At 31.1% G+C, this 23,373-nt stretch carries 28 protein-coding genes and 3 tRNA genes; 12 read left to right on the top strand and 19 right to left on the bottom strand.

Going from position 1 to position 23,373, the window contains the following annotated elements; genetic code table 11:
- Positions 1 to 24: 24 nt before the first annotated feature.
- Entirely contained in the window at positions 25 to 1,809 is a 1,785-nt protein-coding gene (locus tag ACFS3A_RS23465) for an ABC transporter ATP-binding protein (RefSeq protein WP_379827995.1), read from the bottom strand.
- Between the two features lie 268 nt (positions 1,810 to 2,077).
- Between ACFS3A_RS23465 and ACFS3A_RS23460 the strand changes: the two genes are divergently transcribed.
- The 3 genes from ACFS3A_RS23460 (at position 2,078) to ACFS3A_RS23450 (ending at position 2,477) form a co-directional block, all read left to right on the top strand.
- Positions 2,078 to 2,152 (top strand) — tRNA-Val (locus ACFS3A_RS23460).
- An 88-nt stretch (positions 2,153 to 2,240) separates the two neighbouring features.
- Positions 2,241 to 2,315 (top strand) — tRNA-Val (locus tag ACFS3A_RS23455).
- A gap of 81 nt (positions 2,316 to 2,396) precedes the next feature.
- Positions 2,397 to 2,477, top strand: a tRNA-Tyr gene (locus ACFS3A_RS23450).
- A 58-nt stretch (positions 2,478 to 2,535) separates the two neighbouring features.
- Here the strand turns inward: ACFS3A_RS23450 and ACFS3A_RS23445 are convergent.
- Both ACFS3A_RS23445 and ACFS3A_RS23440 read right to left on the bottom strand, forming a co-directional pair.
- Positions 2,536 to 3,201, bottom strand: coding sequence for a hypothetical protein (locus tag ACFS3A_RS23445; protein WP_379827994.1), 666 nt, complete (start codon positions 3,199 to 3,201; stop codon positions 2,536 to 2,538).
- A gap of 21 nt (positions 3,202 to 3,222) precedes the next feature.
- Entirely contained in the window at positions 3,223 to 4,524 is a 1,302-nt protein-coding gene (locus ACFS3A_RS23440) for an erythromycin esterase family protein (RefSeq protein WP_379827993.1), read from the bottom strand.
- A 103-nt stretch (positions 4,525 to 4,627) separates the two neighbouring features.
- Between ACFS3A_RS23440 and ACFS3A_RS23435 the strand changes: the two genes are divergently transcribed.
- Entirely contained in the window at positions 4,628 to 5,188 is a 561-nt protein-coding gene (locus ACFS3A_RS23435; RefSeq protein ID WP_379827992.1) for a leucine-rich repeat domain-containing protein, read from the top strand.
- 97 nt (positions 5,189 to 5,285) lie between these two features.
- Here ACFS3A_RS23435 and ACFS3A_RS23430 read toward each other — a convergent pair whose 3' ends face one another.
- Together ACFS3A_RS23430 and ACFS3A_RS23425 are read right to left on the bottom strand one after the other, a co-directional pair.
- Positions 5,286 to 6,272 (bottom strand): hypothetical protein, encoded by a 987-nt coding sequence (locus ACFS3A_RS23430; RefSeq protein WP_379827991.1) that lies wholly within the window; start codon positions 6,270 to 6,272, stop codon positions 5,286 to 5,288.
- A 69-nt stretch (positions 6,273 to 6,341) separates the two neighbouring features.
- Positions 6,342 to 7,148 carry a hypothetical protein gene (locus ACFS3A_RS23425; protein ID WP_379827990.1) on the bottom strand — a complete coding sequence of 269 codons (807 nt, stop codon included), beginning with the start codon at positions 7,146 to 7,148 and terminating at the stop codon, positions 6,342 to 6,344.
- A 139-nt stretch (positions 7,149 to 7,287) separates the two neighbouring features.
- On the opposite strand from ACFS3A_RS23425, the gene ACFS3A_RS23420 reads away from it, so the two are divergent.
- Complete coding sequence (locus ACFS3A_RS23420) at positions 7,288 to 7,863, top strand: HD domain-containing protein (RefSeq protein ID WP_379827989.1); 576 nt, start codon at positions 7,288 to 7,290, stop codon at positions 7,861 to 7,863.
- A 47-nt stretch (positions 7,864 to 7,910) separates the two neighbouring features.
- On the opposite strand, the gene ACFS3A_RS23415 is transcribed toward ACFS3A_RS23420, so the two are convergent.
- The 3 genes from ACFS3A_RS23415 to ACFS3A_RS23405 are packed head-to-tail and all read right to left on the bottom strand — an operon-like array spanning position 7,911 to position 9,567.
- Complete coding sequence (locus ACFS3A_RS23415; RefSeq protein WP_379827988.1) at positions 7,911 to 8,414, bottom strand: endonuclease V; 504 nt, start codon at positions 8,412 to 8,414, stop codon at positions 7,911 to 7,913.
- 37 nt (positions 8,415 to 8,451) lie between these two features.
- Positions 8,452 to 9,024 (bottom strand): hypothetical protein, encoded by a 573-nt coding sequence (locus ACFS3A_RS23410; RefSeq protein WP_379827987.1) that lies wholly within the window; start codon positions 9,022 to 9,024, stop codon positions 8,452 to 8,454.
- A 12-nt stretch (positions 9,025 to 9,036) separates the two neighbouring features.
- On the bottom strand, positions 9,037 to 9,567 hold the full coding sequence (locus tag ACFS3A_RS23405) for a hypothetical protein (protein ID WP_379827986.1): 531 nt from the start codon (positions 9,565 to 9,567) through the stop codon (positions 9,037 to 9,039).
- A 122-nt stretch (positions 9,568 to 9,689) separates the two neighbouring features.
- Between ACFS3A_RS23405 and ACFS3A_RS23400 the strand changes: the two genes are divergently transcribed.
- Entirely contained in the window at positions 9,690 to 10,085 is a 396-nt protein-coding gene (locus ACFS3A_RS23400; RefSeq protein WP_379827985.1) for a VOC family protein, read from the top strand.
- 2 nt (positions 10,086 to 10,087) lie between these two features.
- On the opposite strand, the gene ACFS3A_RS23395 is transcribed toward ACFS3A_RS23400, so the two are convergent.
- Positions 10,088 to 10,546: a DUF4262 domain-containing protein gene (locus ACFS3A_RS23395; RefSeq protein ID WP_379827984.1), complete on the bottom strand. Its 459-nt coding sequence runs from the start codon at positions 10,544 to 10,546 to the stop codon at positions 10,088 to 10,090.
- A 111-nt stretch (positions 10,547 to 10,657) separates the two neighbouring features.
- On the opposite strand from ACFS3A_RS23395, the gene ACFS3A_RS23390 reads away from it, so the two are divergent.
- From ACFS3A_RS23390 to map, 3 genes are all read left to right on the top strand, one after another.
- Complete coding sequence (locus ACFS3A_RS23390; RefSeq protein ID WP_379827983.1) at positions 10,658 to 11,227, top strand: Crp/Fnr family transcriptional regulator; 570 nt, start codon at positions 10,658 to 10,660, stop codon at positions 11,225 to 11,227.
- Between the two features lie 79 nt (positions 11,228 to 11,306).
- The gene (locus ACFS3A_RS23385; protein ID WP_379827982.1) at positions 11,307 to 12,044 is read left to right on the top strand and encodes an SDR family oxidoreductase; all 738 of its coding nucleotides are present in this window, start codon (positions 11,307 to 11,309) and stop codon (positions 12,042 to 12,044) included.
- Positions 12,045 to 12,377: 333 nt separating this feature from the next.
- A complete protein-coding gene (gene map / locus ACFS3A_RS23380) occupies positions 12,378 to 13,142 on the top strand; it encodes a type I methionyl aminopeptidase (RefSeq protein WP_379827981.1) in 765 nt (254 codons plus the stop codon).
- A gap of 95 nt (positions 13,143 to 13,237) precedes the next feature.
- Here map and ACFS3A_RS23375 read toward each other — a convergent pair whose 3' ends face one another.
- From ACFS3A_RS23375 to ACFS3A_RS23365, 3 genes are all read right to left on the bottom strand, one after another.
- On the bottom strand, positions 13,238 to 13,702 hold the full coding sequence (locus tag ACFS3A_RS23375) for a GNAT family N-acetyltransferase (RefSeq protein WP_379827980.1): 465 nt from the start codon (positions 13,700 to 13,702) through the stop codon (positions 13,238 to 13,240).
- Between the two features lie 12 nt (positions 13,703 to 13,714).
- Positions 13,715 to 14,131: a serine O-acetyltransferase gene (locus tag ACFS3A_RS23370; RefSeq protein WP_379827979.1), complete on the bottom strand. Its 417-nt coding sequence runs from the start codon at positions 14,129 to 14,131 to the stop codon at positions 13,715 to 13,717.
- Positions 14,132 to 14,296: 165 nt separating this feature from the next.
- The gene (locus ACFS3A_RS23365; RefSeq protein ID WP_379827978.1) at positions 14,297 to 14,707 is read right to left on the bottom strand and encodes a VOC family protein; all 411 of its coding nucleotides are present in this window, start codon (positions 14,705 to 14,707) and stop codon (positions 14,297 to 14,299) included.
- Between the two features lie 114 nt (positions 14,708 to 14,821).
- Here ACFS3A_RS23365 and ACFS3A_RS23360 point away from each other — a divergent pair, with 114 nt between their 5' ends.
- Positions 14,822 to 15,595, top strand: coding sequence for an XAC2610-related protein (locus tag ACFS3A_RS23360; protein ID WP_379827977.1), 774 nt, complete (start codon positions 14,822 to 14,824; stop codon positions 15,593 to 15,595).
- A 22-nt stretch (positions 15,596 to 15,617) separates the two neighbouring features.
- Positions 15,618 to 15,968, top strand: coding sequence for a DUF2200 domain-containing protein (locus ACFS3A_RS23355; RefSeq protein WP_379827976.1), 351 nt, complete (start codon positions 15,618 to 15,620; stop codon positions 15,966 to 15,968).
- Between the two features lie 41 nt (positions 15,969 to 16,009).
- On the opposite strand, the gene ACFS3A_RS23350 is transcribed toward ACFS3A_RS23355, so the two are convergent.
- The 6 genes from ACFS3A_RS23350 to ACFS3A_RS23325 all read right to left on the bottom strand — a co-directional run bounded on the left by ACFS3A_RS23350 (position 16,010) and on the right by ACFS3A_RS23325 (position 20,414).
- A complete protein-coding gene (locus ACFS3A_RS23350) occupies positions 16,010 to 16,567 on the bottom strand; it encodes a DUF4256 domain-containing protein (protein WP_379827975.1) in 558 nt (185 codons plus the stop codon).
- A gap of 12 nt (positions 16,568 to 16,579) precedes the next feature.
- A complete protein-coding gene (locus tag ACFS3A_RS23345) occupies positions 16,580 to 16,957 on the bottom strand; it encodes a DoxX family protein (protein WP_379827974.1) in 378 nt (125 codons plus the stop codon).
- Positions 16,954 to 17,424 (bottom strand): SRPBCC domain-containing protein, encoded by a 471-nt coding sequence (locus ACFS3A_RS23340; protein ID WP_379827973.1) that lies wholly within the window; start codon positions 17,422 to 17,424, stop codon positions 16,954 to 16,956. The genes ACFS3A_RS23345 and ACFS3A_RS23340 overlap by 4 nt, the downstream gene beginning before the upstream one ends.
- A 4-nt stretch (positions 17,425 to 17,428) precedes the next feature.
- Entirely contained in the window at positions 17,429 to 17,746 is a 318-nt protein-coding gene (locus ACFS3A_RS23335) for an ArsR/SmtB family transcription factor (RefSeq protein ID WP_109193468.1), read from the bottom strand.
- A gap of 128 nt (positions 17,747 to 17,874) precedes the next feature.
- A complete protein-coding gene (locus ACFS3A_RS23330; protein ID WP_379827972.1) occupies positions 17,875 to 19,245 on the bottom strand; it encodes a hypothetical protein in 1,371 nt (456 codons plus the stop codon).
- 119 nt (positions 19,246 to 19,364) lie between these two features.
- A complete protein-coding gene (locus tag ACFS3A_RS23325) occupies positions 19,365 to 20,414 on the bottom strand; it encodes a linear amide C-N hydrolase (protein WP_379827971.1) in 1,050 nt (349 codons plus the stop codon).
- Positions 20,415 to 20,704: 290 nt separating this feature from the next.
- Between ACFS3A_RS23325 and ACFS3A_RS23320 the strand changes: the two genes are divergently transcribed.
- Positions 20,705 to 21,679 carry an alpha/beta hydrolase gene (locus ACFS3A_RS23320; protein WP_379827970.1) on the top strand — a complete coding sequence of 325 codons (975 nt, stop codon included), beginning with the start codon at positions 20,705 to 20,707 and terminating at the stop codon, positions 21,677 to 21,679.
- Positions 21,680 to 21,696: 17 nt separating this feature from the next.
- Here ACFS3A_RS23320 and abc-f read toward each other — a convergent pair whose 3' ends face one another.
- Positions 21,697 to 23,283 (bottom strand): ribosomal protection-like ABC-F family protein, encoded by a 1,587-nt coding sequence (gene abc-f / locus ACFS3A_RS23315; RefSeq protein WP_379827969.1) that lies wholly within the window; start codon positions 23,281 to 23,283, stop codon positions 21,697 to 21,699.
- Positions 23,284 to 23,373: the final 90 nt, after the last annotated feature.

Here is a 23,373-nt window from a genome sequence, read left to right as displayed (position 1 = left end):
TTTATTGGAATTTGGAATTTTCTTTTAAGAATTACTAAATTGTAAGTTACTTAAGTTTTTATAAATTCCGTTTTCCAGATTTATCAATTCCTGATGTGTTCCTTCTTCAGAAATTTTTCCATTATCCAGAACTAAGATTTTATCCGCATTTCTAATGGTTGAAAGTCTGTGCGCAATGATAATGCTTGTTCTTCCTTCCATTAATACCTCTAAAGCTTCCTGAACCAGTTTTTCGCTTTCGCTGTCTAAAGATGATGTTGCTTCATCTAAGATCAAAATACTTGGGTTTTTCAATAAAGCTCTTGCGATTGCGATACGTTGACGTTGTCCGCCTGATAATTTTACGCCACGTTCACCAACCAAAGTTTCAAATTTCTCCGGAAAGCCATCAACAAAATTGAAGGCATTTGCTTGTTTTGCAGCCTGAATAATTTCTTCGTCGGTTGCATCTGGTTTCCCGTAGGCTATATTTTCTTTAATAGTTCCACCAAACAAAATTACGTCCTGAGGTACAATACTCATATTTCCACGAAGGTTTTCTAAATCGTAATCATAAATATCCTTTCCATCCACTTTAATTTCACCTGAAGTGATATCGTAAAAACGAAGCAATAAAGATGAAATAGTTGATTTTCCCGCACCACTTGGACCTACGATAGCAATTTTCTGACCGAATTCGGCTGTAAAATTAACATCTTTTAAAACCTGAACCTCCTGACGTGTTGGATAACTAAAAGCTACATTATTAAAAGTAACATTTCCTTTAATTTTTTCCTGAGCTCCTTTATATTCAGGATTAATTTTTTCAGGAGTTTCCTCTAATAATTCAAACACCCTTTCAGTTGCACCAATTGCTTTTTGAATCTGTGCATATAATTCAGCAATTCCTCCAAAAGAAGCCCCGACAAAAGTAGAGTATAGTACAAATGAAATTAATTGACCAACGCTCATTTCTCCTCCTATACTTAAACGAACTCCGTACCAAACCACGGCAACTATAGCGCCGAATAAACAGAAAATGATAAAAGAGGCGAAGTAACCTCGATATTTTCCGCCCTTAATAGCCAATTTTACTACTTCATGAATTTTCCCTTTGTAACGGGCAATTTCATACCATTCGTTAGCAAAAGCTTTCACAATACTAATGCCCTGCATGGTTTCTTCCACGATTACCTGACTTTCAGCCACCTGATCTTGTACTTGTTTGGAATATTTTCGAATAAATCTTCCAAAAATCACAGCTGCAATAGCCACTAAAGGCACTACAGCGAGCATTAGTAAAGTAAGTTTAAAACTTTCGGTAGCTAAAAGAATTATACCACCAATAATTAAAATAAACTGACGTAAAAATTCTGCTATAGTCGAAGTTAAAGTATCCTGAATCTGCGTAATATCGGCACTAATTCTACTGTTTAATTCACCAACCCTTTTTTGTGAAAAGAAAGTCATTGGTAGCTTAACTAAATTGGTATACAAAGCCAAACGTAAATTTGCCAGTGTGTTTTCAGTAAAGTTTACGAATAACGATAATCTGAAGAATGAGAAGAAAGATTGCAAAAACAGAATTACGATTAAACCTAAGGCAATTGTATTAGCTTGGTCGTTATCTTTATTTTTCACGCAATCTACCAGCATTCCCATTAATTTAGGAAAGGCAAGGGCAGTAGCGCCTGTCAAAAGCAGAAAGATTAATCCAATGAAGAATTTCCATTTGTGATGTCCTGCGTATGTGAAAATTGTTTTTGCTTTATTTAGTGAAGTAGCCGTTATTTTTGATTTAGGCAAATCATTTTCTTTAAATCGTGCCATATAGGATATACTATTTTTAGGTATGCAAATGTATGACTAAGTCGAATTACTACAAAGGAATATCAAGAATTAGCAGACTGAATTTTACTTTTTAACGAAATTATAAGAAAATAGTAAAATTTGTTTCTTTTTTAAGAGTTTGAAAAATAGGTTTCTAAATAAAAAATCAAAAAAAAGTTTTACTATTTTTCAAATTATGCTTGCAAATACAAAATCTAGCTGTATATTTGCACTCACAATCACAAAATGATAGCAACCTAGTAAAATAGGGCGATTAGCTCAGCTGGTTCAGAGCACCTCGTTTACACCGAGGGGGTCGGGGGTTCGAACCCCTCATCGCCCACAATTTTCAAAAGAAAACTTGCAGATATAAAATCTAATTGTATATTTGCGTTCGCAATCACAAAATGTGATAGCAACCTAGTAAAATAGGGCGATTAGCTCAGCTGGTTCAGAGCACCTCGTTTACACCGAGGGGGTCGGGGGTTCGAACCCCTCATCGCCCACAAAAGACTCCTTAAGAAATTAAGGATTTTTTTTTTGACTTTTTAAAGTATTCATAGATTATAAATCTATACTTAAAGTTTGGGGAGATACTCAAGCGGCCAACGAGGGCAGACTGTAAATCTGCTGTGTGAACTTCGCAGGTTCGAATCCTGCTCTCCCCACAAAAGCAAAAAACCTGTAAATCGAAAGATGTACAGGTTTTTTGCTTTTGTAGAAAGTCTATTTTATTTCTATACTTCCACATTGAATTTCTTTATCCCGAATTTTATAAAAAAGATTTTGCCCTTTTAAGCTCAATTCTGTTCTTAAAACACCATATTTATCTCCACCAATCAAGCGAAGTATTACAACATAAAATCCATTAGATTCTTTTGGTTTAATTGTTCTTTTTAATAAAGACGATTTATCAATATTATTGTCAAAAAAAGAATCTAAATCTTTTAAACCATAATTAAACAAAGGTATTTTATCCAGCGTCATTATATCAGAAGGGATCAATATTTTGTAGTATTTTCCAGGTAAATCTTGAATCTCATATGAGTTTGGAGGAAAATTAATTTTTAATTCAACAGGATTAGTATTTTTATTGATTATTCGAGTCCAAAATACAGCATAAACATATTCGTTTCCTTTTAAATCCTTATATTTCATTCCGCCTTTTGGAAAGCTGTTTTGTATTACAATATTTTCTCCTTTAGAATTAGCATACACATATTTTGTATAAATACTTTTACTAACATTACTAGTTGATTTTTTACTCTTATCTCTATTTTTTACTGATTCTAACCTTTCAGCTTCAATAAAATCCATTCCTGATTTACTGTCTTGTTTGCAGGAAAAAACCATCGTTGTTACTAAAGCTAACATTATTACTATTTTTTTCATTTTTTAGCTAAACCTAAATAATTATTGCGCAACCAGATTATTGGTAGGAAGTGTAATATTTTTGACAAAGATTAATCCATCAAACATTTCCGAAAGATTTTTTTTATGCAAATGATTTTTTTTAGGATTAAAACCACCACCTCCTGCAAATATTTGTTTGGAGCTCTTTCTAAAGAAATCCGAGGAGCTGCCGTTTAAGGCTTTAGACATGTCAATAAAGTAAATTTCGTCCTTAGCTTCAATAAACGTTTCCGCATAAGTATTGGCGTAAGGTTTATTTAATTCAATTTTTTTCCAACTCGGTTTTTCATCTTTGTCAGAAAAATAGCCTGCTTGTGTGCCAGTACCAAAATCAAACCCAACACTGTAATAATCGTTTTTATAGTATTCTTTTAAATGTTTTCCTAAATTATTAACACTGTTTCTTCTTCCCGGATTATTAAATCCTTTGAAGTCAATATGCGCATTATGAGCCCAAATAAATGCTTTTCCGTTTGTTGTTTTATTTTCTACTATCCATTTGGCATTCTCAAACATTTTTAAATCTCTAAATTTGCCAGAATAATTTTGAACGTAATAGGTGTATTGCGATAAATAATTCAAAGCTCTTAGCGTTGAATTATATTCGTCAATAATCTCTGTTGTACTACTTTTTTTAGAATCGAGTAAAATACTCTCAATTTGGCTTAGTTTAGGCAATTGAATGTCTGCCCAATCAGTTGATACATTGTAATCTACTTTTTTTTCTGCACAATTATCTACTACTAAAAGAAGTTCTTCACTAACAGGTAGATTATATTTTTTCACAAAACCTCTTATTTCCTGATCGAGGTTTTTTACATTTTGAATGTCCATACCATAAAATTGAATTTGTTCATTCTTGCTTTTCCCTAGGTTATAATTCCTCATCCATTGCAAAAGACTGACCACTTCTTTACAAGACCAAAATCCGATGCTAAAGTTCCTGACAATGGTTTCTGCATTACCTTTTCCACCGGTAATCCATTCATTTATTCCAGCTTCTGAAGTGTAGGAATCTTCCATAATAAATACTTTAACACCTTCGTTTAAAACCAAATATTTAAAGAATTTAGCCTTTAAATCGAAAAACTCTTTTCCCTGATGAGTAGTTTCTCCGAAACCGAAAACTTTAGCATTCAAAAACTTCTGAGGAATGTTATTGTTAAATATTGTAAGGTTTGTATCCGGATTTGCATCTTCAATTTTAATTGCATTTTCATTAATCCAGCTTACAGCTTTTTTATCTTGGGCGTATGTTTGAAATATTACAAAATAGATAATTACTAAAACAAATTTTCTCATAATAAGATTTGTTATTTTAAATGTTTTATAAGTTTGCTATACTAAATCTAATAAAAACTTCATGCAATTTATGTATCTCTTTCGAAAAACTAAATTTTCTTCTTTGGATGAAGCCCTGAAGAATCCTGAAAATTGCAAGAAACTCTCTCTAATGTCCTATAATCAGAACCTAAAAGATAAGGGAGAAATATTTTCAAAGTTTATAAATCTGGAAATATTAGAAATACAAGCCGAAACTTCTATTTATTATTTGGATGATTTTGAACTTCCAGCTGTAATTGGAAATCTTAAAAAACTTAAAAAAATTTCAGTCTTGAATTTTCCATTGAAGACTTTCCCTGAATGGATATTTGAAATAGAATCTTTGCAATACTTAATGCTTAGAGGAACAGATATTACCGAAATTCCCGATTTAATATCCAGATTGAAAAAATTGAAAACACTTAGAATTGAAAATTGCCCATTAAATAAAATACCAAGGACATTATCTTTATTGAAAAACTTGAAAATTTTAGGGCTTTCCGATACAAGACTTACCAATCTAACCTGGAATTTATTTCCGTCCAATTTGAAAGAAATTAACTTTTGTGGTACAGGAATATATAAAAAGGAAGATTTAGAATATTTGAAAACTAAACTGCCAAAGACGAAAATATTTCCTTAAAAGATATAAAGCTATCTTCTTCAAATTATTAAAATACTTTTATTTAGCTTGAATAATGATAATTTTGAATTAAACAAAAGCCCAAAAAGCATCAACATTAGACAATATGTAATCCTCTGGGAAAATATTCAAACTCTCTTGTTATTTTATAGAGGATTTCATTTCTGGCACTTGCAATTTCAATTCGTTCAATCCAGTTTCCATGTTCATCATATTTGTATTGATAAGAACGATCACGACTGTTTATTACATTATCATGGATGTCATATTCAAAAAAATCACAAGTTCCAATTTTTCCTCCCGGATAAGAAATTTTATCTTCGATTAATAATCCCTTTTCATTGTAAAAATAGTAGTGGTTCTCAAATGAATCGTCATCAAAAAAGATTAAACATTGTATCAACTGATTCGTTTCATCATAAAAGAACATTCTTTTACTGGAAAATATACCATCATGATTCATGATACTCTGAAGAATATAGTCGTCCTGACTGAACCTTTCAATTGAATTTATTTTATCCTTCTCCCTACTTGTTTTCGTATAATATCCTTTTTTTACAAACGTAGAATAATCGTAAACAAACTCTAAATCACTATAATTTGCTTTTTGAAGTATTATCCTGTCGTTAGCATTATAATAGTTGCTAAAATGCTCGTTGTGATGAATCATCGAACGATCTTTTAACTTCTCGATTTTTAATTCTTTTTCTTTTCTGACCCCATCTTTATTGATGTTTATGTACTTAATGGCTAAATCTGTCGCTTCATCATATTCATACAATTCAATAGAATTATCCGGTAAATATTCTATTGAAGTTATTTTTTTATCTTTAAAATTCTTGTATTTGGTTTCAAATCTTTCCTTTCCATCTAATCTCCTGATAATTTCTTTTTGTCTGTTAAACTCAAAAGAAAAACAATCTGTTCCGTCAACTAATTTATAGGTATTAATATCTGTATCAAAATCGTAAGCAGTCTGCTTCATAAATCGAATGCTTCCATTTAAATTTTCCAACTTAGATCCATAATAACTACTATAGAACCAGTCAGAAATATTGTGATTTTTTTCAAGATATTCGTTCATAATACTTTTAAAAATTTAGTTAGTTTTTAATATACCGCTTTTAAAGAGTTTATCTTAGGTTAAACGGCATTAAGTCCATTGAAAAAATTGATATACTTCTTCATTTTGTTTATCCCAGAAAAGATATATTTCAGCAGAACCATTTGTAAAGTCATTTTCTGAAACACTTCCTACAAAAATTAAACTAAGATCTTTAGAAATATCTTCCGGTTTTTGGAGCCAATTAGGTTTTCCTAGCAAATTATTGATTATTTCATGATCTGATTTTCCTTCATCATTAAAGGTCGCAATTACATTTTCTTTGGTTGTGGTGCGTCCAATAAATAGCTCTGAATAAGAGAAGTCAGAATTAATTTTATCAAAAAGCTCATATTTTTTCTTAGTATACAAGTACTGAATGATTCTTTCATAATAATATGCTGCATCAGCTTTGTCAAAATCTTTCAACTTGCTTAAGATTATTTCACGTCCTTTATTGAAAACTCCATTTTCATCTGAAAATTCTCTAAAACTTTTAGGTCTTAAATAATACTCTAGATGCTCTTGAAAATGACTTTCAATTAAATCATAGGCATTGGGAAGTAAATCAACAAAAGGAAAGTTTGGTTTTCCTAAATAACAATATTTATTGTCTTCTAGTTTGAATTTAATACATCTGATATCTTTTCTAAACTCATTAAAAAAATCATCTTCATAAGTTCCAGTATCCCAAATTGAAATAAAATGAAAGTGTCTGTTTTCAAATTCTGAATGATTATCAAACTGAACACTCACCAATGGAAGAAATATAAATTTTTCTCTACCATTGATTGTATGAAATACATTTGCTAAATCCGGAAAAGGAATTGTTCTTAATTGTTTTTCGGTATTGATCATTAATAATTCGATTCAGGGATATTTTAGGCTAATATAACAATCATTCCAACAATAGAAAATATATAATGAACGTTGAATTGTTGGAGATGTTAGAAAAAAGCAATAAATTACATAAATCTAAAAAACATTCGGGAGAGATATGCAAAAACAAAAAGACTGGTCAATAGACGAAATTCAGAATACCTGGCAATTGGTTTCAAAACTTCATGACGGGCAAAAATATGGTGGAAGTAATGAAGGCGAAAGGGTAGAGTATATCAATCATATCGGAAGCGTTGTTTTTGAAGTTTTAAATGCCAGTCGTTTAACAGAAAATATGAATTCAGATTTAGCTGTTAAATGTGCAATGCTTCATGATACCATTGAAGACACTTCATTTAATTTTGAAAGAGTAAATGATTTATTTGGGAGTGAAGTGGCTTCAGGAGTTTTAGCATTAACTAAAAATGAAGAAATAGAAGATTCTCTTGAGAAAATGCTTGACAGTTTAAGCAGAATTAAACAACAACCTATAGAAGTCTGGGCTGTTAAAATGGCCGATCGAATCTGTAATTTATACGAACCACCATATTATTGGGATGATGAAAAGAAACTGAAATATATTCAGGAAGCTGAAATAATACTGAGCGAATTAAAAGACGGAAATCAGTATTTAGCCAATAGACTGCAAAATAAGATTAAAGAGTATTATCGTTTTCTGAGTACTTCAAATTAATAACAAAAAAGCTCCAAAATCTAAATGAATTTGGAGCTTTTTTTCAATCAAATTTCTTTTGTTAATCTATCTAATTCTTTTAGTAAAGTAGGAAATCTAAATTCACCATGCATGCTTTTGACTTTTTTAAAAGCTTCCTCCAGATCAATCCCAATAGAAGTAATATATAACGGTTTCTTGCTATCTCCTCTGAACAAAGCTTTTTTATTCTTTTCTATAGAAGCAAAATTTGTTTTAGCAACGCCAATAATCGGAATTTGTTTATTTAGTTTTTCATATAAATAACCACCTAAGCCATATTTCTGTTCGTCGTCTAAATAAACAAAACCATCTACAACAATAGCTTCTACAATTGATAAATCGATTTGATTTAGTAAACTTAGAATACAAGGTAATTCTCTTTTGTAAAATTCTCCTGGAATATATTCTTCGACATTATCAATGATTTCTGAGTAAACTTTAAAGTTTTTATCTTCATTCCATTCAGAAAATTCAAGGCAAACTGTTTTGGCTTTTTGGTCAAAATAATAGGTATCAAAAGCTAAGATCATAATTTTTAAAAGGCTTATTTATAATAACGAAGATATATTACTTGGTGTTAACTTTCCTAAGCTCTGTCAACATTTCATTTAGAAAACCCTGTTGTTTGGCATCATCCTTAAAATAACGCTGATATAAGACACTACAGCTTTCTACATCGGCTATATTTTCTTTATTGAACGACCAATCGTCTTCATTTTTAATGGTGATCCCTATATCATTGCTACAGCTTTGCCAGAGCTCAGAAAATTTCGTCTTTTTGTCGGCACTCAATTTACTAAAGTCCGCGTAGACAGAATAGCCACGCATCTCGGAATTAAAAAACTTGTAAATTTCATATACAGGAACTCCGCCCCAATTTATGAATTGTCCTTCCGGCAATTTTATTGTAGTTAGTCTTTTTTCACTCATTTTATGACTTTGTTCTCCCGATACAAAAAAGTGTTCGTCATAAGTCAGTTTTGTACCTTTTGGAACCATAATTTTCTTCACCATCATGGGTTCTGTCGTAATAAAATAAGGATAATCAGGAGAAGAATTTCCTCCTGTAGGATTCATATTTCCAACACATCCAGTCAGAACTAAGGCGACTAATGAGGAGAATGATTTTAAAATTTTCATAAATACTTGTTTTTAATTTTTTCCATTATATGGCACTTTCATCTTTTCTGTTTTAATGTATCGATCCGAAACAGTATCGGTATCAATACCTCTCATTTCGTCTTTTACTTGACGTAACCAGCCCTTTTTATCAGGAACATAATAATCGATAAATCTGCCACCATGATACGGATCATAATAATCAACTGTTACTACCAAGGTGTCGTTTATTATTCTGTAGAATCCTTCTCTGGCAATTTTACCTTTTATGGTCGCATATTTTTGTGCTGTTCTTGCAATTGCGCTCGACTTCGTATTTTTAAATGTAAAGTCATAGGTAACTAACGTATCTTGTGTAGTTTGTTGAGACATAAGTTCTTTTTCATGTCTTAAATAAACATCATATAAATGCCCTTTGATTTTAATGGTTTCAATTCGCTTTTCCAGTTTTGGAGTTGTATTTAGAGCAGTAGGTTTTGTTATTGCTTTAGTATTCTTCTTTTGCTGTGAACGGATAGTTGAAATACTTAAAAATAAAACTAACAAAATGAATATGTTTTTCATATCAGATACTATTGTTTTCTTTAAAATCTGTTTAAGCTAATATAAGAAATATCTTTAAAAACAAACTAAGAGCTAAATTGCTTAACTTTACCAAACTATCTATTCATATAAAACTAAAACAAATGAAAACGAAAATGATATGGGCAAATCTTGCCGTAAAGAACATAGAAAAAACAATTCAATTTTATTCTGGTTTAGGATTTAGTCAAAACGGAAAAGAAACAGATGAATTAGTCAGTTTCTCTATTGCCGAGAATAATTTTATAATCAATTTTTTTATTGCCCAAAGGCTTGAAAATGCCTTAAAAGGAAAATTGACTAATACTTTAAATGAAAATGAAGTTATATTTTCTTTAGCAGCTCAAAGTAGGGAAGAAGTGGAACAATGGGCTGAAATAGTTCAAAAAGCAGGAGGGACAATAGTCTCGAAACCTGAAAACTACGAAAAAGGTTATACTTTTACATTTGCCGATCCTGATGGACATAAATTTAATTTTTTGTATTGGCCGGGAATGTAAATTTAAAACAAAAATTCTCCAACTATTGTTTGGTCATAATCATATCCCGACTCATTTGGAAATCTACCTTTTAAATCCGGAAATATAAGTTGTAAATAAGTATATTCTCGATTTTCATAAAATTTGATAGATGTCAATACATACTCTGATAAATTTTCAATTTTCACTTTTATAAAACAAACTGGAAAATTCTCTATTAAATCATCTATCTTTTCATTTAAAGAAATTTCGCTAAACTTATATTTTTCAGCATAATTTCGAATAATTTCTCCTGACAAATTAGGCCCTAGTCCAGATATAAATAATTCCGGTATTTTAAAATTTTCAAATATGCCAGTCGAATATGCAAAAGGAGTAACATCATCCTCTTCTAATACAGCAGTGATATGATATCCTTTATTTCTAATATTGTCATAAACCTTTTCGAAATACAACTCTTTTTTCTTTTCAGTTTTCTTCATTCAATAATTTTAAGACATACATAATTATAGATTTGCTAATATATAAACATAACATTATTCTTTTTGCCATATGACAAATTTCTATCAAAAACTTATTCCTAACTTTCACACATGAAAGAATTAGTAGCATACATATTGCAGTTTGGCAGTTTAAATCAGCAACAAATTGATTTAATTTTAAGCAAAGCTCAGGAAAGAGAAATTAAAAAAGAAAGTTATTTTTCTGAGGCCGGAAAAGTTTCCGTTGAAGTTGGGTTTATCGTAGAAGGAATTATGAGGGTTTGTTATTACAACAACAAAGGCGAAGAAATCACTAAATATTTTATTGACGAGAACAATCTGGTTGTCGATTTAGAAAGTTTTGAAAACAGTATTTGTTCGTCGGCTTATGTTGAAGCCGTTACCAATTGCAAAATGATTGTTTTTTCTAAAAAGGACTGGGAAGAACTTCTTAATACCATTATAGGCTGGGATAAAATCGTTCATAAAATCATCAATAAAGCTTTAATACTAAAAGTATCCCGAAGAAGTCCGCTGGTCTCTGAGGATGCTACAACACGCTATTTATCTTTTATGGAAATGTTTCCAAATGTAATCAATCGTGTTCCGCTGTCTTATTTGGCCTCATATCTTGGGATCACACAATCTTCTTTAAGCCGCATTCGAAAAAATATCCGTTAAAGTTGCTTTTTGCCATTTGGCAAATGTTTTTATTTTTAATCGATGCAACTTTGTAATCAATAATTTAAAAAGATAAAAAATGGATTCAGTATTAATTACAGGGGCAAATAGAAGTATAGGTTTAGAAATAGCAAAACAGCTTTCAGAAAAAGGATTATTTGTTTATTTGGGAAGCCGTAACCTTCAAAAAGGGGAGGAAGTTGTAAATGAACTAACTCAAAATGGATTTAAAAACATAAAAGCTATTCAAATTGATGTCACAAATCAGGAAAGTGTTTTAGAAGCCAAAAGTATTGTAGAAAAGGAGCAGGGAAAACTGGATATTCTAATTAATAATGCCGGAATTTTAGGAAATATGCCGCAAGATTCTTCTACAACATCGGTTGAAAATATTCAGAATGTGTTTGATACTAACTTTTTTGGTGTAATAAGAGTTACTCAGACATTTCTTGAACTGCTTAAAAAATCTAAAAATCCAAGAATAAGTAATATTACATCCGGTTTGGGCTCACTAACATTACACAGCGATCCAACCTGGGATTATTATCCGTTTAAAGCCGTTTCTTATGTTTCATCCAAAACAGCTTTAAATGCCTTTACAGTTACTTTAGCTTATGAATTAAAAGAATTAGGTTTTAAAGTAAATGCTATTGATCCAGGTTATACAGCAACAGATTTTAATCATTTCAATGGACCGGGAAGTGTAGAAAGCGCTTCAAGTTTTATCATTAAACATACTCTTACGGATGAAAATGGTCCAACTGGAAAATTTTTCAGTAATGACATTAAAGACGAAAGCGAAGAAAGTCCGTGGTAAAATGGAATTTCAGATAATAACAAAACTCCAAAGTCATTCGATTTTGGAGTTTTTATTTTTAAAATCTATCGTTTTAGATTAAATTGTCATAAAAATACTTTGGGTATAGTTTTTAAACACATAGAAACATAGTTTTAAAAATCGCTTAAAGGCATTTCATTTGCATTAATACACATAGCAAAAACTATGTGTTAGAAACCAGTTTCTTTTTTGTTTTCTTTTTCAGACAAGTAAATAACTATCATTCTATGTTTTTAAAAATAACCAAAGACAAAGAGTAATAAAATTTAAAGCCGTAAATTAGTAGCCTGAAAAATTTCAAAAACAAAAAGCATGTCTATTACAACAGAAGCAGAATTAGCCGGAATGAAAAAAGCGAGTGAAGCTGTAGCATTCACTTTAAAAGAAATGAGAAAATTTGCCAAAGCCGGTATGTCAACCAAAGAATTAGACGACTATGGCGGACAAATATTAAATGATCTTGGAGCTAAATCTGCACCTTATGAAACGTATGGTTTTCCGGGATGGACTTGTATTAGCGTTGGAAACGAATTTTGTCACGGAATTCCTTCGGATAAAAGAATTTTACAAGAAGGAGACTTAATCAATATTGACGTTTCTGCTGAATTAGATGGTTTTTGGTCAGATAATGGTGGATCATTTGTGATTGGAGAGGATATAAACGAACATCAAAAATTAGTGGAAGCTTCTCGACAAATCCTGCACAAAGCAATTCATAATATAAAAGGCGGTGTTCGTATTTCTGATATTGGTTTTCTAATTGAAACTGAAGCAAAGAAAAAAGGCTTTAAAGTCATTAAAAACCTAACCGGACATGGAGTAGGGAGAAGTCTTCATGAAGCGCCACACGAAATTGCTAATTACAGAGATCGTTTTAATGTGACAAGATTTAAAAAGAATTCAGTTGTAGCCATTGAAACTTTTATTTCAACAACTTCTACTTATGCCGAAACACTGAACGATGGATGGACAATGATTGGAAATAAAGGTGGTTTTATGGCTCAGCACGAACACACTATTGTCGTGACGGAAGGCAAACCGATTATTTTAACTGAAATGAATGAAATTTGGAACTAGACATTTTTCATATATACTATAAAAAACTCCATTATTTCTAATGGAGTTTTTTTGTATTTACCTTTTCAATTTGATATATCAAACCCTTTTGTCCGTCAAAATCGAATTTTTTTTTTATAGATAAGTCCGAGTTTTTCTAAAACTTTTATAGAAGCAATATTTTCTGTTCTAACTCTTCCTATTATAATTTCAAGTTTTAATTTTTCAAATCCATATTGCAGACATGCTTTTGCACTTTCAGTAGCGTAGCCTTTGTTCCAGTATTGCTCGAAGAATCTAAAGCCTATATCTGTTTCATTTCTTTCTTTGTCATATTTCAATCCGCACCATCCAAGAAAATCTTTTGTTGTTTTATCAATAACAGCCCAGCGTCCATAACCATTTAGCTTATAATCATTATAATTTTCCAGAAAAAACTTAGCATCCTCAATACTGTCAAATTTTCTGTCTCCGGTATATCTAATAACATTCGGATTCAAATTTAATTCATACAAAAATCCGGAATCTTCAATAGTCAATTCTCTCAGTATAAGACGATTTGTTTGTAGAATTTCCTTCATTTTAAACTCAGATTATTTATCGAATTGTTTATTAAAATCTGCTACTAACTTTTTATTTGCTTCTATTATTTTCTGTGGGTTAATCATGTTCTTATTAAATATAAAATCATAATTACTATCCTTTGGTTTAAATCGATTTACACCATACGTTACACTATTTGCAGGAATACTTTTAGTTATAATGGATCCGGCACCAATAACCGAATTCTCTCCAATTACTATTGGTCCTAAAATTTTAGCACCATCAGCAATAATAACATTTCTGGCAATAACCGGATTTCCGACATTTTCCCATTCATCAGTAATTTTATTATACTTCAAATTAGCTCCTATGGAAACATTTTGAAAGATCACGACATTTTCACAAATTTTAGAAGCTACAATTGTACATCCGCGACCATGATGCGCAAACAAAACAGTTTTATCCATCTCGGCACAATTAATCTCACAACAATAAAACTTTTCTAAAAAATTGCCGGCAATTTGTCTTAAAAACCACTTTTTGAATGACAATTTATTTTAACTAATGTATTAAACATATTCTTTCTTACAAAACATATATTTTATTGACAATTAACACCTTACAACCTATAATTAAACTGGCTCCCAAAGCTCAATTTTATTTCCTTCAGTATCCATAATATGAACAAATTTTCCGTATTCATACGTTTCTATATCATCGAGAATGGTGACTCCGTTTGCTTTAAGCTTTTCTAAAAGTCCTTCAATATTCTGAACACGATAATTCACCATAAATTCTTTTTTGGAAGGCGAAAAATATTCGTCACCTTTCTTAAATGGACACCATTGCGTCGATTCAATTTCTTCCGGATTATTAATATTTCTGGATTCAAAACTTGAAGAACCCCATTCGTTAATTTCTAATCCTAAATTTTTAGCGTACCAGTCTTTAGTTTCTTTCGGATTATCCATAAAAAAGAAAATACCACCAAGTCCCGTAACTTTTGGTTCTGTTGACTTATCTTTATTTACTAACTCTTCCATCTTAAAATTTTTATAATTTTAGTAACTAAGGTAAATTATTTTTCTATACTATCGCATTTTATATTCTGCTGTTGATTTAACTAATTTTATAATTTTAAGCTTAAATAAATACAAATGAGAAATATTCGATTGTTAATGATTTTTATTTTGCTAATTAACTGCACTAATAAATCAGCTGAAAATAATAAAACTTCTTCCCAGATAATTATTAATCAAAAGGGAGTAAAGAATCAAGTAAAACCAAGTAAAAATGAAGCAACAGAGCGTTTTGCAGAAACTGAAACTTTTATTGACAGTACTAAAATTGCTCAAAAAGGAAAATATAAAATTGAAATTACACAGACTACGATTGATACTAGTACGACTGTTTATTTTAAACTTTTTCTAAAGCAAAAAGGCAAATGGACCAATATTCAAAACTATTCTTTAAAGAAAGAAAGTGACGTTCCTTTGATCACAGAAATAGATGATTTCAATAATGATGGACTCAATGATTTTACAATTCATTATTCAACAGCTGCGAGAGGAGCCAATGATATTAGAAAATTGTTTATTTTTTCAAATAAAGAGCATAAATTTATAGAAATAAAAAATTCAGATTTGTATCCTAATCTTCAATATAATAAAAAGCTGGATTGTATTGATGCTTTAAGTGTTTACGCAGGTTCAAGTACAACATTTTTAAAACTTAAAAAAGATCATTTAATTGAATTTGCACGGGTAGATATCATGGATAGAAAAATCGAAATTTATCTGATTGAAAAAAATAAAGAAAGAAAGCTTCGATCTGAAACATATTCAGGTTCAAGTGACGAAATGATTCGATTTGTTAACTATGATCCTCTCGAAGAATATGGATATGAGAACAACTCAACCCGGGAGAACTAATTAAAAACTTAAAAGAACCAGAATGAAAAACGACAGAGTATACAAAATAATATTTGCGAGTGTTTACCCAATGTATATCCAGAAAGCAGAAAAGAAGGGAAGAACTAAAGAAGAAGTAGATACTGTAATTTTATGGTTAACAGGTTATAACGAAACTCAATTTAAAGCTCAAATTGAAAATAAAGCAGATCTGCAGACTTTCTTTGATGAAGCTCCAAAACTAAATCCAAATGCCTCAAAAATTACAGGTGTTATCTGTGGTTATCGAATAGAAGAAATAGAAGATCCGTTAATGCAGAAAATTCGTTATATGGACAAACTTGTAGATGAATTAGCCAAAGGAAAGAAAATGGAAAAGATTCTCCGTGATTAAAACAAAAACCTCCTAAAATATTTAGGAGGTTTTTGTTTAGCCTAAACTCGCAATAGACCACGAAATCCTCTCGCGGCATAATAGGATTCTGCACCGTTATGATAAACAAATACGGTATTGTATCTAAAATCAGAAAAAATGGCACCTCCTAATTTTCTAATTTCAACAGGAGTTAAAATCCAGCTTGATGTTTTAGTATCAAATTTTCCAAACTTTTGAAGTTCTTTATATTGTTCTTCATTTAAAATTTCAATTCCCATTTCTTCAGCCATATTGATAGCACTGTTATGAGGTTTGTGTTCTTTTCGTTTTTCGAGCGCTTCGTGATCGTAGCAAACACTTCTTCGACCTTTTGGACTTTCAGGAGAACAATCTACAAAGAGATATTCTTTCGTCTCTTCATCAAAACCAATAACATCAGGTTCCCCTTCAGTTCTTTCCATTTCATCCAAAGACCATAATTTTTCAGGATTGGCTTTTAATTTCGTTTCTATAGTTTTCCAATCTAAATCTGTGTGTCTGTTTTTATTTTTCTCAAAACGTTTTTCAAGCGTGTTTAAAATTTCTTCCTGTTCGTTGAGTGTCAATTCTTTTCTCATCACATTCAAATTTTAGTTAGTAAAGCATTTTCTATTGGCAGGTCTGTAATACCAGGAAACGATAGTCAGGACAATTAATAGTATTGGTCCAAAAAGTTCCTTTGCACTATCGCCAACTGCCAAATGAGAAACTACAGCTCCGGACATGGCAAAGAAAAAACCAGCATAAGCCCATTCTTTCAGCAAACCAAATTTCGGAATTAAAATTGCAATCACCCCTAAAAGTTTCCACACACCCAAAAGAGTTAAAAAATAAAGCGGATAACCTAAATGATTCATCATTTCTGTTTCTTCTTTGATCTGCATTAATTGTACAATTCCGGTTGATATCATTCCTAAAGCCAGCCAAAGCGTAGCAATCCAATAAATAATTTTGTTTCGTTTACTCATGATTTTATTTTAGTTACAATTTCTTCTAATCTGTTATGTGCCATATTTAAACCTTGTGCAAATGGTAGTTTCAATTGATTTGCTCTGTGTTCAATCGATTTGTAGATAATCTGCATGGTAAGTTTACTGGACTCATCACTAAGTTTTTCGAATTCTAAAAATTCCAATTGTGGTGCAAAATTGATATGATCCATTTCAAAAGTGCGTACAATTCTTTCATTTGAAACAAAATCATGAATAACGCCACTCGCTTTAAAAACAACATTTCCGTTAGGATCGCTGGTTTCAAATTCCCATGCGCCGAATTTTTTACTTTCTAACTTTATGACTTTAGTTCCCATCCATTGTGCAACAATTTCGGGTTCTTCATAAGCTTTAAAGAGCAATTCGACAGGTAGATCAAATTCTCTGGTAATAATGAGATCGTGTTTGTTATCTTCAGCATGAATTTTTGTTTTCTTTTCCATGGTTTTATTTTTTATAGTTTTTCATAATCGATTCCAGTTTATTGAAACGATCATCCCACATTTGCCTGAACGGTTCAATAAAGTTGTCAATTTCTTTCATTTTTTGAGGATTTAAATGATAATAAATTTCTCTTCCGTTTTGTGTTTGATGCAACAATTCACATTCGTTTAAAATCTGAATATGTTTCGAAATCGTCTGTCTTGACGAATTAAAGTTCTCAGCAATTGCACCAGGTGTCATTGCTTGTACAGCAACCAGACTCAATATAGCTCTTCGGGTCGGGTCGGCTATTGCCTGAAATACATCTCTTCTAATTTCCATTACGCAGTTATTTGACTGCAAATATAATGAAGTCATTTGACTGCGCAATATTTTTTGGTATTTATTTTAAAAAGAAAACCTCCAAATGGTTAATTTGAAGGTTTTATACGGAACATAATATACTTTAATTAAAGCTTAATAGAATAACTCTCATTTGTATATTCAGTTTCAGAATGATTACTTGTTTTCCATTGCAACATGTCCTTAAGATATTCTAACATTGGATTTGTAAAAGATCTTGTATCGTAGACTTGACTATAATCTCCTATTTCCCAATCTCTTTGTGCAACTTCTTTAATTTTTGGATACTTGTCTAAAATTCCTGTAGGAATAGTAAAAGGCTTTAAACTTAAAGTTCCTGTACTTTCGGAACTATCAAAATTCATATAATAGCTAATACTATTACCAGCATATCTATATTTAAAAAAAGAAACATAAGTTTTTAAAAGCTTTTTATCGGAAAAAATTGTTCCATGTTTAAAAGAAAATTTATCACCATTTTTAGTTATACTATGACCTGAAAGTTCCCTTACATTTACTGAGGCTGGAATTTGTTCTTTATTACTTGTAATAACGTTGTGGGTTTTTCCTGTTTTGGCTGAATAAATCAACGTCCAGTAATCAATAGGCATTTCCTGATTACTACTCACATACCAAATATTATAGCCCGTTATAATATGATTAAAAGATCTAATTATATCTCTTCTGTCGGTTTGCTTATTATAGGTATATAAAAACATGTTTTCATAAGGACTATTATTCGCATTCATCTGTACAGATTTAATATCAGCTTCTTTAAAATCACTTTTATTTAATGTAATTACGTCACTGCTTGTATAGTTTTCTGTAAGTGTTTTCAAATCTAAATATTTAATATAAGCCTTATTAGTAACTCGATCAATAAGAAGAAGCTCTGCACCGTATTCTTTTTCTCCAGGATCATTTCCTTTAGAAAAACTTATATCCGTATAAGTATATCCATTTTCAACTTTAGCCCATTTTAATGGATTGAAAGTAGCATATCCGCTTCGGCTCAAATAAGCTGTACTCATAAATCCAAATTCATCGGTACCATTTCCTTCTCTTTTACCAAAATCTTCTACTTTAAATTTAAAAGTTTTCTTGTCCGTTTCCTGATAAGTGGCAGTATTTCTCAAATTGGTAAAAGTTTGACCTACAGGAATATTTTTTATATGTTGAATACCTAAACCATTAATTACCTCAAAATACAAGATATCTATTTTATCACCATTATATTTTCCTTTTAAATCCCATTTTGTAGAATCTCCTAAACTACCATAGTTTAGTAATTCACCTTCAGGAGTATAAGCAGCAAGATATCCTTTAATACTCCCCTTATATGAGTTACCAAAATCTACAGAAAACAATACGTTCGTTTGTTGCTCAACAGCCGGAGAATCTGCCTCATCATTTTGGCAACTAAAAAGGAATAATAGAAAACAGGCACTTAATAATGCCTTACCATAAAAATGCTTCATAATTTGAGAATGTTTTTAGGATTAAGTACACCAAATATAAATCAAAATGTGTTATTTTAACTACAAAAGTTAAATAATTGTTATAAAAATCTAAACTTTAACATATTTTGAGATATTTATTAATCAAGTCCGGCAAATTGAAATGGTTTTGTTTCTTTAAAATTAATTAATGATTCACCGGAATAATTTTCATTATTAGCCAAACTCAGCTTTTTGATTTTCCCCTTTTCGCTAAAATCAATTTTATTGAACTCTACCCAAATTACGTTTGGATTTAAAACATTATCAAAGTAATAAACCAGATTTTTTTGATCTGCAACTGTTCTCCAGCGGGTAGAGGAAATATTTGGTTCCGTTGGAGAAGCAATTCCTAATGGAACAGAACAATTTCTAATTACACCAAAGACACTTGCCAAGGCACTTCTTGTATTATCTGTTTTAGGGATTGCATCTATATAATACGACGCTCTTACAAAACGATCTGCTGCTCTGTTGGTTCCTGGAAGCATTACTGTTCCCGGAATACTTTTCCAATACGTATTAATAGCCAATTGATCGTTGAAAATAGGGGAGTTTGTCATCGTGACATATTTTCGATCATGATGAATTACCAGTTTTTCATTAATGTATTCAAAAATCGCATTATCTCCAGTAGCATCAGAGACAGATAAATGTACAGTTGCAAAGATATTTGTACCCGGAATGTGCGACGAAGCTACTACAAATTCTTCTTTCTCCAAAGCCGCTACAACTTCAGAAACTGTAGAAAAATTATCTAAAACATATTGCAGCCACAATGAAACTGCTAAACCTTTGACTTTACCATTCTTTTCAAATTTTGGATACTGTGATTCTACAAGCCATAAAAGATTACCAACTAGCCCTTTTTCATTCATACCATCAGATGAAGCAATGTCCCACGAACTTGTAATTACGCTACCATATTTCGATTTCCACTTTACAGAACTTGTTCCAACTTCACCGTTTCTTTCAATACCACGTGGAAAAATCCATAAGTTGGCCGGTATCTCACTGCGCCAGTCCATTGATCGGGCTGTAATTATCGTTCCATTTAAACCTTCATAAACAACTCTTGTACAAGGCAACACAGTTTCACTGATAAGGGTAAAAGCAAGTAAAAGTGAGAAAATTTTGTTTCGTGATTTCATAGTTTTTGCATTTTAGTTCAACATGGATTAATGTATTGAAGAGGGGACAAAGCAGATTTTTTTAATCTTTATACATTCCTGTAATAAAAATCTTTCTCTGCAATTTACGCAATTATTATAAAATTTTGAAGATCAATGCAATAGTTCTTTTAAAGAAATAAAATTTTATATAAAAGCATTCAGAATGATGTTGTTATTTAGAATAATTATAAATAGTTTTGAATTTTGAATAAAATTGCTTTATTTTGAGAACATTAATTGAACCTATACTTCTATAAAATAATCTAAAAATGATTAAAAAGATATTCAAAGCTTTTAAAATAATAACCCTAATACTTTTAGTTCTAATAGCGATTGGCTTTATATTTGAACATATTTCAAGGCTCTATTTTGACAGCAAGTATCCGGATGATTCAGAATTTGTAAAAATTGACGGAAGAAAGATTCATTATAAAAAAGAAGGGAAAGGAAATTGTACCATCGTTTTTGAATCCGGTTTAGGAGGAGATTATTTGCATTGGCAGGAAATTCAGAAAAAGCTTTCTAAAAATCACACTACAATAGCTTATGATAAGGCCGGAATTATGTGGAGCGATCCTTCAGAAAAAATCACATTAAGAAGATATGCTGATGATCTTAAAAGCCTTCTGGAACAAACCAATTGTCCAAAGCCTTATATTTTAGTTGGACATTCTTTTGGAGGCATCACGCCTAGGTTATTTATTAAAGAAAATGCTAAAGATCTGGCAGGAATTGTATTTGTTGATGTTTCCCATCCTAAACAACTGGAAAAATCATCTTCGGAATTAAAAAAATCGGTACAGCCACCTCCAAGACTTTTGTTGAGTTTTTTGAATGAAATTGGAGTTATTCGCATTTTATACAGCAATGTTCCTTTTACAACTGCAGTTCCAAAAGAACATTGGTTCAATAAAAACGTAAAAACTTATTTCTATCGTATTTTCGACGGAATGATGACGGAATTGGAAAATGATAAAAAACTAATGACAGAAGCATCAGAAATAAATGATTTTGGTTCGGTTCCCTTAACTATTATTACAGGAAAATATCCAAATGGAGTAGAAGGAGGAAGAGATAAAAAACTGGAAAAAGAATATTTAGCTGTTCATAATAGCTTGCAAAAAGATTTACTTCATCTTTCTTCAAACAGCAAACAAATTTTCGCCCAAAAAAGCGGACATTATGTAACACTTCAGGAACCTGATCTGATTTGTAACGAAATCAAAAGATTAGCGCCAGAATAATTCTGACGCTTTCTTTTCTAAAGAGCAATATTTCCTTTAATATCTATTTGTTCTAAAAAAGATTCATCGTGAGATATTACAATCAATGTTCCTATGTATTCATTGAGTGCAGCTGTCAGAATTTCTATATTTTGAATATCTAAATTATTTGTAGGTTCATCCAAAATGATAATTTCAGGAGCTTCGTTACCAATTGTGAGACAACATAACATAAGTCGCATTCTTTCGCCTCCGCTTAAAGCCCTGCAAGGTTTATCCCAATCGTTTTGAGAAAATAAAAAACGATTCAGTCTCATTTTTATATCATGTTCTTCTAGGCCGCAATCATTGAAAGATTGAGCCTGCTCATAAATATTTAAATCGTTAAGCAAAAGTGAATAATCCTGATCGATATAAACTACTTTTTTCGCAAGTGAGGTAATATTCCCGTTTTTAGGTTTTAATTCTCCAATAATAATTTTAATTAAAGTCGTTTTTCCCGAACCGTTTAAACCATTTATGCTTAAACGATCCCCCGAAAGAATCTCAAAATTGAGATTTTCTTTCCAAAGCAATTCAGTATCATAACTATAATTTAATTCTTCTGCTCTGAAAATCATTTTCCCTTTATGAAATGAAGTAGCAGAAAACCCAAATTTCATCTGGTCTATCGCCGGAAGTGACGAACGAAGTTGTCTTAAGTCTTCTGAAATTCCGTTGATTTTATCAGCGTGGACATCTTTTAGCTTAGAACTGCTATTTTCTGCCTTGTTACGTAATGTATTCATCATAATTCTCGCAACACCGGACTTTTCCTGTTTCTTTTTTCCTCTCGAATCTAATTTATTCTGACGCTCAATTGTTTCCCGTTCTTTTTCTTTGGCTTTCCGAAGTGCCTTTTCCTTGCTTTGAACATCTTGTTCCAAAGCATTATTTTCTATCTTTTTTTGTTCACTGTAAAAATCATAGTTTCCGCCGTATGTAGAAATACCGTTTTTAGTCATCTCAAAAGTTTTATGGAGAAGATTTAAAAGTTTTCTGTCATGACTTACAATCAGTAGCGAACTTGAAGTAGATTTTATAAAATCGTACAGCAATTTTCTTCCGGTAAAATCTAAATGATTGCTAGGCTCATCCAGTAAAACCAAATCAGGCTGATGAATCATAATTCCGGCCAAGAAGACCTTGGTTTTCTGTCCGCCACTAAGCGTTTCCATTTTTTCATCTAAATCCAAATCCTCAAGCTGCCAATAAGATAATGCTTCTGTACAACGTTCTTCTATTGTCCAATCATCATTTAGTAATTGTAAATTTTCTTCGGTTACAACACCTTCAAGTATTTCTTTAAGTGATTTTATTTTATCCTTTATAGATAAAGCATCAGAAATAGTTAAATGATTAAACTGACCAAATAATTGCGGGACAAAATAAGGTCTTGAATTCTGTATAATCTGACCTGAATTGGATTGTAATTGTCCGGCAATAATTTTTAATAATGTAGATTTTCCGACACCGTTATTTCCAACTAAAGCAGTTTTGTCGTTTTTGTTTATAGTAAAACTAATGTTTTGAAACAGCATGTTTTTGTTCTCATGCTGATAAGAGATATTTTGAAGAATAAGCATAATTCCTTTCTTTTATAGATAAATAATCAAGTACCACAAGTTTGTGGCTACTCACTAAATTTTCCGAAAGAAATTATTTTTCACATATTC

Source organism: Flavobacterium notoginsengisoli (assembly GCF_042686225.1).
Lineage (GTDB): Bacteria > Bacteroidota > Bacteroidia > Flavobacteriales > Flavobacteriaceae > Flavobacterium > Flavobacterium notoginsengisoli.
Note: the sequence above shows the minus strand (reverse complement) of the source record. Positions and strands in the feature narration are given on the sequence as shown.

Bases quoted from the DNA above. Each gene is read 5' to 3' on its own strand.
- ACFS3A_RS23330 (WP_379827972.1), bottom strand. From the start codon at position 19,245: ATGAAGCATTTTTATGGTAAGGCATTATTAAGTGCCTGTTTTCTATTA.
- ACFS3A_RS23400 (WP_379827985.1), top strand. From the start codon at position 9,690: ATGAAAACGAAAATGATATGGGCAAATCTTGCCGTAAAGAACATAGAA.
- ACFS3A_RS23415 (WP_379827988.1), bottom strand. From the start codon at position 8,414: ATGATCTTAGCTTTTGATACCTATTATTTTGACCAAAAAGCCAAAACA.
- ACFS3A_RS23385 (WP_379827982.1), top strand. From the start codon at position 11,307: ATGGATTCAGTATTAATTACAGGGGCAAATAGAAGTATAGGTTTAGAA.
- ACFS3A_RS23375 (WP_379827980.1), bottom strand. From the start codon at position 13,702: ATGAAGGAAATTCTACAAACAAATCGTCTTATACTGAGAGAATTGACT.
- ACFS3A_RS23405 (WP_379827986.1), bottom strand. From the start codon at position 9,567: ATGAAAAACATATTCATTTTGTTAGTTTTATTTTTAAGTATTTCAACT.
- ACFS3A_RS23365 (WP_379827978.1), bottom strand. From the start codon at position 14,707: ATGGAAGAGTTAGTAAATAAAGATAAGTCAACAGAACCAAAAGTTACG.
- abc-f (WP_379827969.1), bottom strand. From the start codon at position 23,283: ATGCTTATTCTTCAAAATATCTCTTATCAGCATGAGAACAAAAACATG.
- ACFS3A_RS23430 (WP_379827991.1), bottom strand. From the start codon at position 6,272: ATGAACGAATATCTTGAAAAAAATCACAATATTTCTGACTGGTTCTAT.
- ACFS3A_RS23345 (WP_379827974.1), bottom strand. From the start codon at position 16,957: ATGAGTAAACGAAACAAAATTATTTATTGGATTGCTACGCTTTGGCTG.
- ACFS3A_RS23320 (WP_379827970.1), top strand. From the start codon at position 20,705: ATGATTAAAAAGATATTCAAAGCTTTTAAAATAATAACCCTAATACTT.
- ACFS3A_RS23420 (WP_379827989.1), top strand. From the start codon at position 7,288: ATGCAAAAACAAAAAGACTGGTCAATAGACGAAATTCAGAATACCTGG.
- ACFS3A_RS23395 (WP_379827984.1), bottom strand. From the start codon at position 10,546: ATGAAGAAAACTGAAAAGAAAAAAGAGTTGTATTTCGAAAAGGTTTAT.
- ACFS3A_RS23370 (WP_379827979.1), bottom strand. From the start codon at position 14,131: ATGGATAAAACTGTTTTGTTTGCGCATCATGGTCGCGGATGTACAATT.
- ACFS3A_RS23335 (WP_109193468.1), bottom strand. From the start codon at position 17,746: ATGGAAATTAGAAGAGATGTATTTCAGGCAATAGCCGACCCGACCCGA.
- ACFS3A_RS23445 (WP_379827994.1), bottom strand. From the start codon at position 3,201: ATGAAAAAAATAGTAATAATGTTAGCTTTAGTAACAACGATGGTTTTT.
- ACFS3A_RS23390 (WP_379827983.1), top strand. From the start codon at position 10,658: ATGAAAGAATTAGTAGCATACATATTGCAGTTTGGCAGTTTAAATCAG.
- ACFS3A_RS23340 (WP_379827973.1), bottom strand. From the start codon at position 17,424: ATGGAAAAGAAAACAAAAATTCATGCTGAAGATAACAAACACGATCTC.
- ACFS3A_RS23425 (WP_379827990.1), bottom strand. From the start codon at position 7,148: ATGATCAATACCGAAAAACAATTAAGAACAATTCCTTTTCCGGATTTA.
- ACFS3A_RS23350 (WP_379827975.1), bottom strand. From the start codon at position 16,567: ATGAGAAAAGAATTGACACTCAACGAACAGGAAGAAATTTTAAACACG.
- ACFS3A_RS23440 (WP_379827993.1), bottom strand. From the start codon at position 4,524: ATGAGAAAATTTGTTTTAGTAATTATCTATTTTGTAATATTTCAAACA.
- ACFS3A_RS23360 (WP_379827977.1), top strand. From the start codon at position 14,822: ATGAGAAATATTCGATTGTTAATGATTTTTATTTTGCTAATTAACTGC.
- ACFS3A_RS23325 (WP_379827971.1), bottom strand. From the start codon at position 20,414: ATGAAATCACGAAACAAAATTTTCTCACTTTTACTTGCTTTTACCCTT.
- ACFS3A_RS23465 (WP_379827995.1), bottom strand. From the start codon at position 1,809: ATGGCACGATTTAAAGAAAATGATTTGCCTAAATCAAAAATAACGGCT.
- ACFS3A_RS23355 (WP_379827976.1), top strand. From the start codon at position 15,618: ATGAAAAACGACAGAGTATACAAAATAATATTTGCGAGTGTTTACCCA.
- ACFS3A_RS23410 (WP_379827987.1), bottom strand. From the start codon at position 9,024: ATGAAAATTTTAAAATCATTCTCCTCATTAGTCGCCTTAGTTCTGACT.
- map (WP_379827981.1), top strand. From the start codon at position 12,378: ATGTCTATTACAACAGAAGCAGAATTAGCCGGAATGAAAAAAGCGAGT.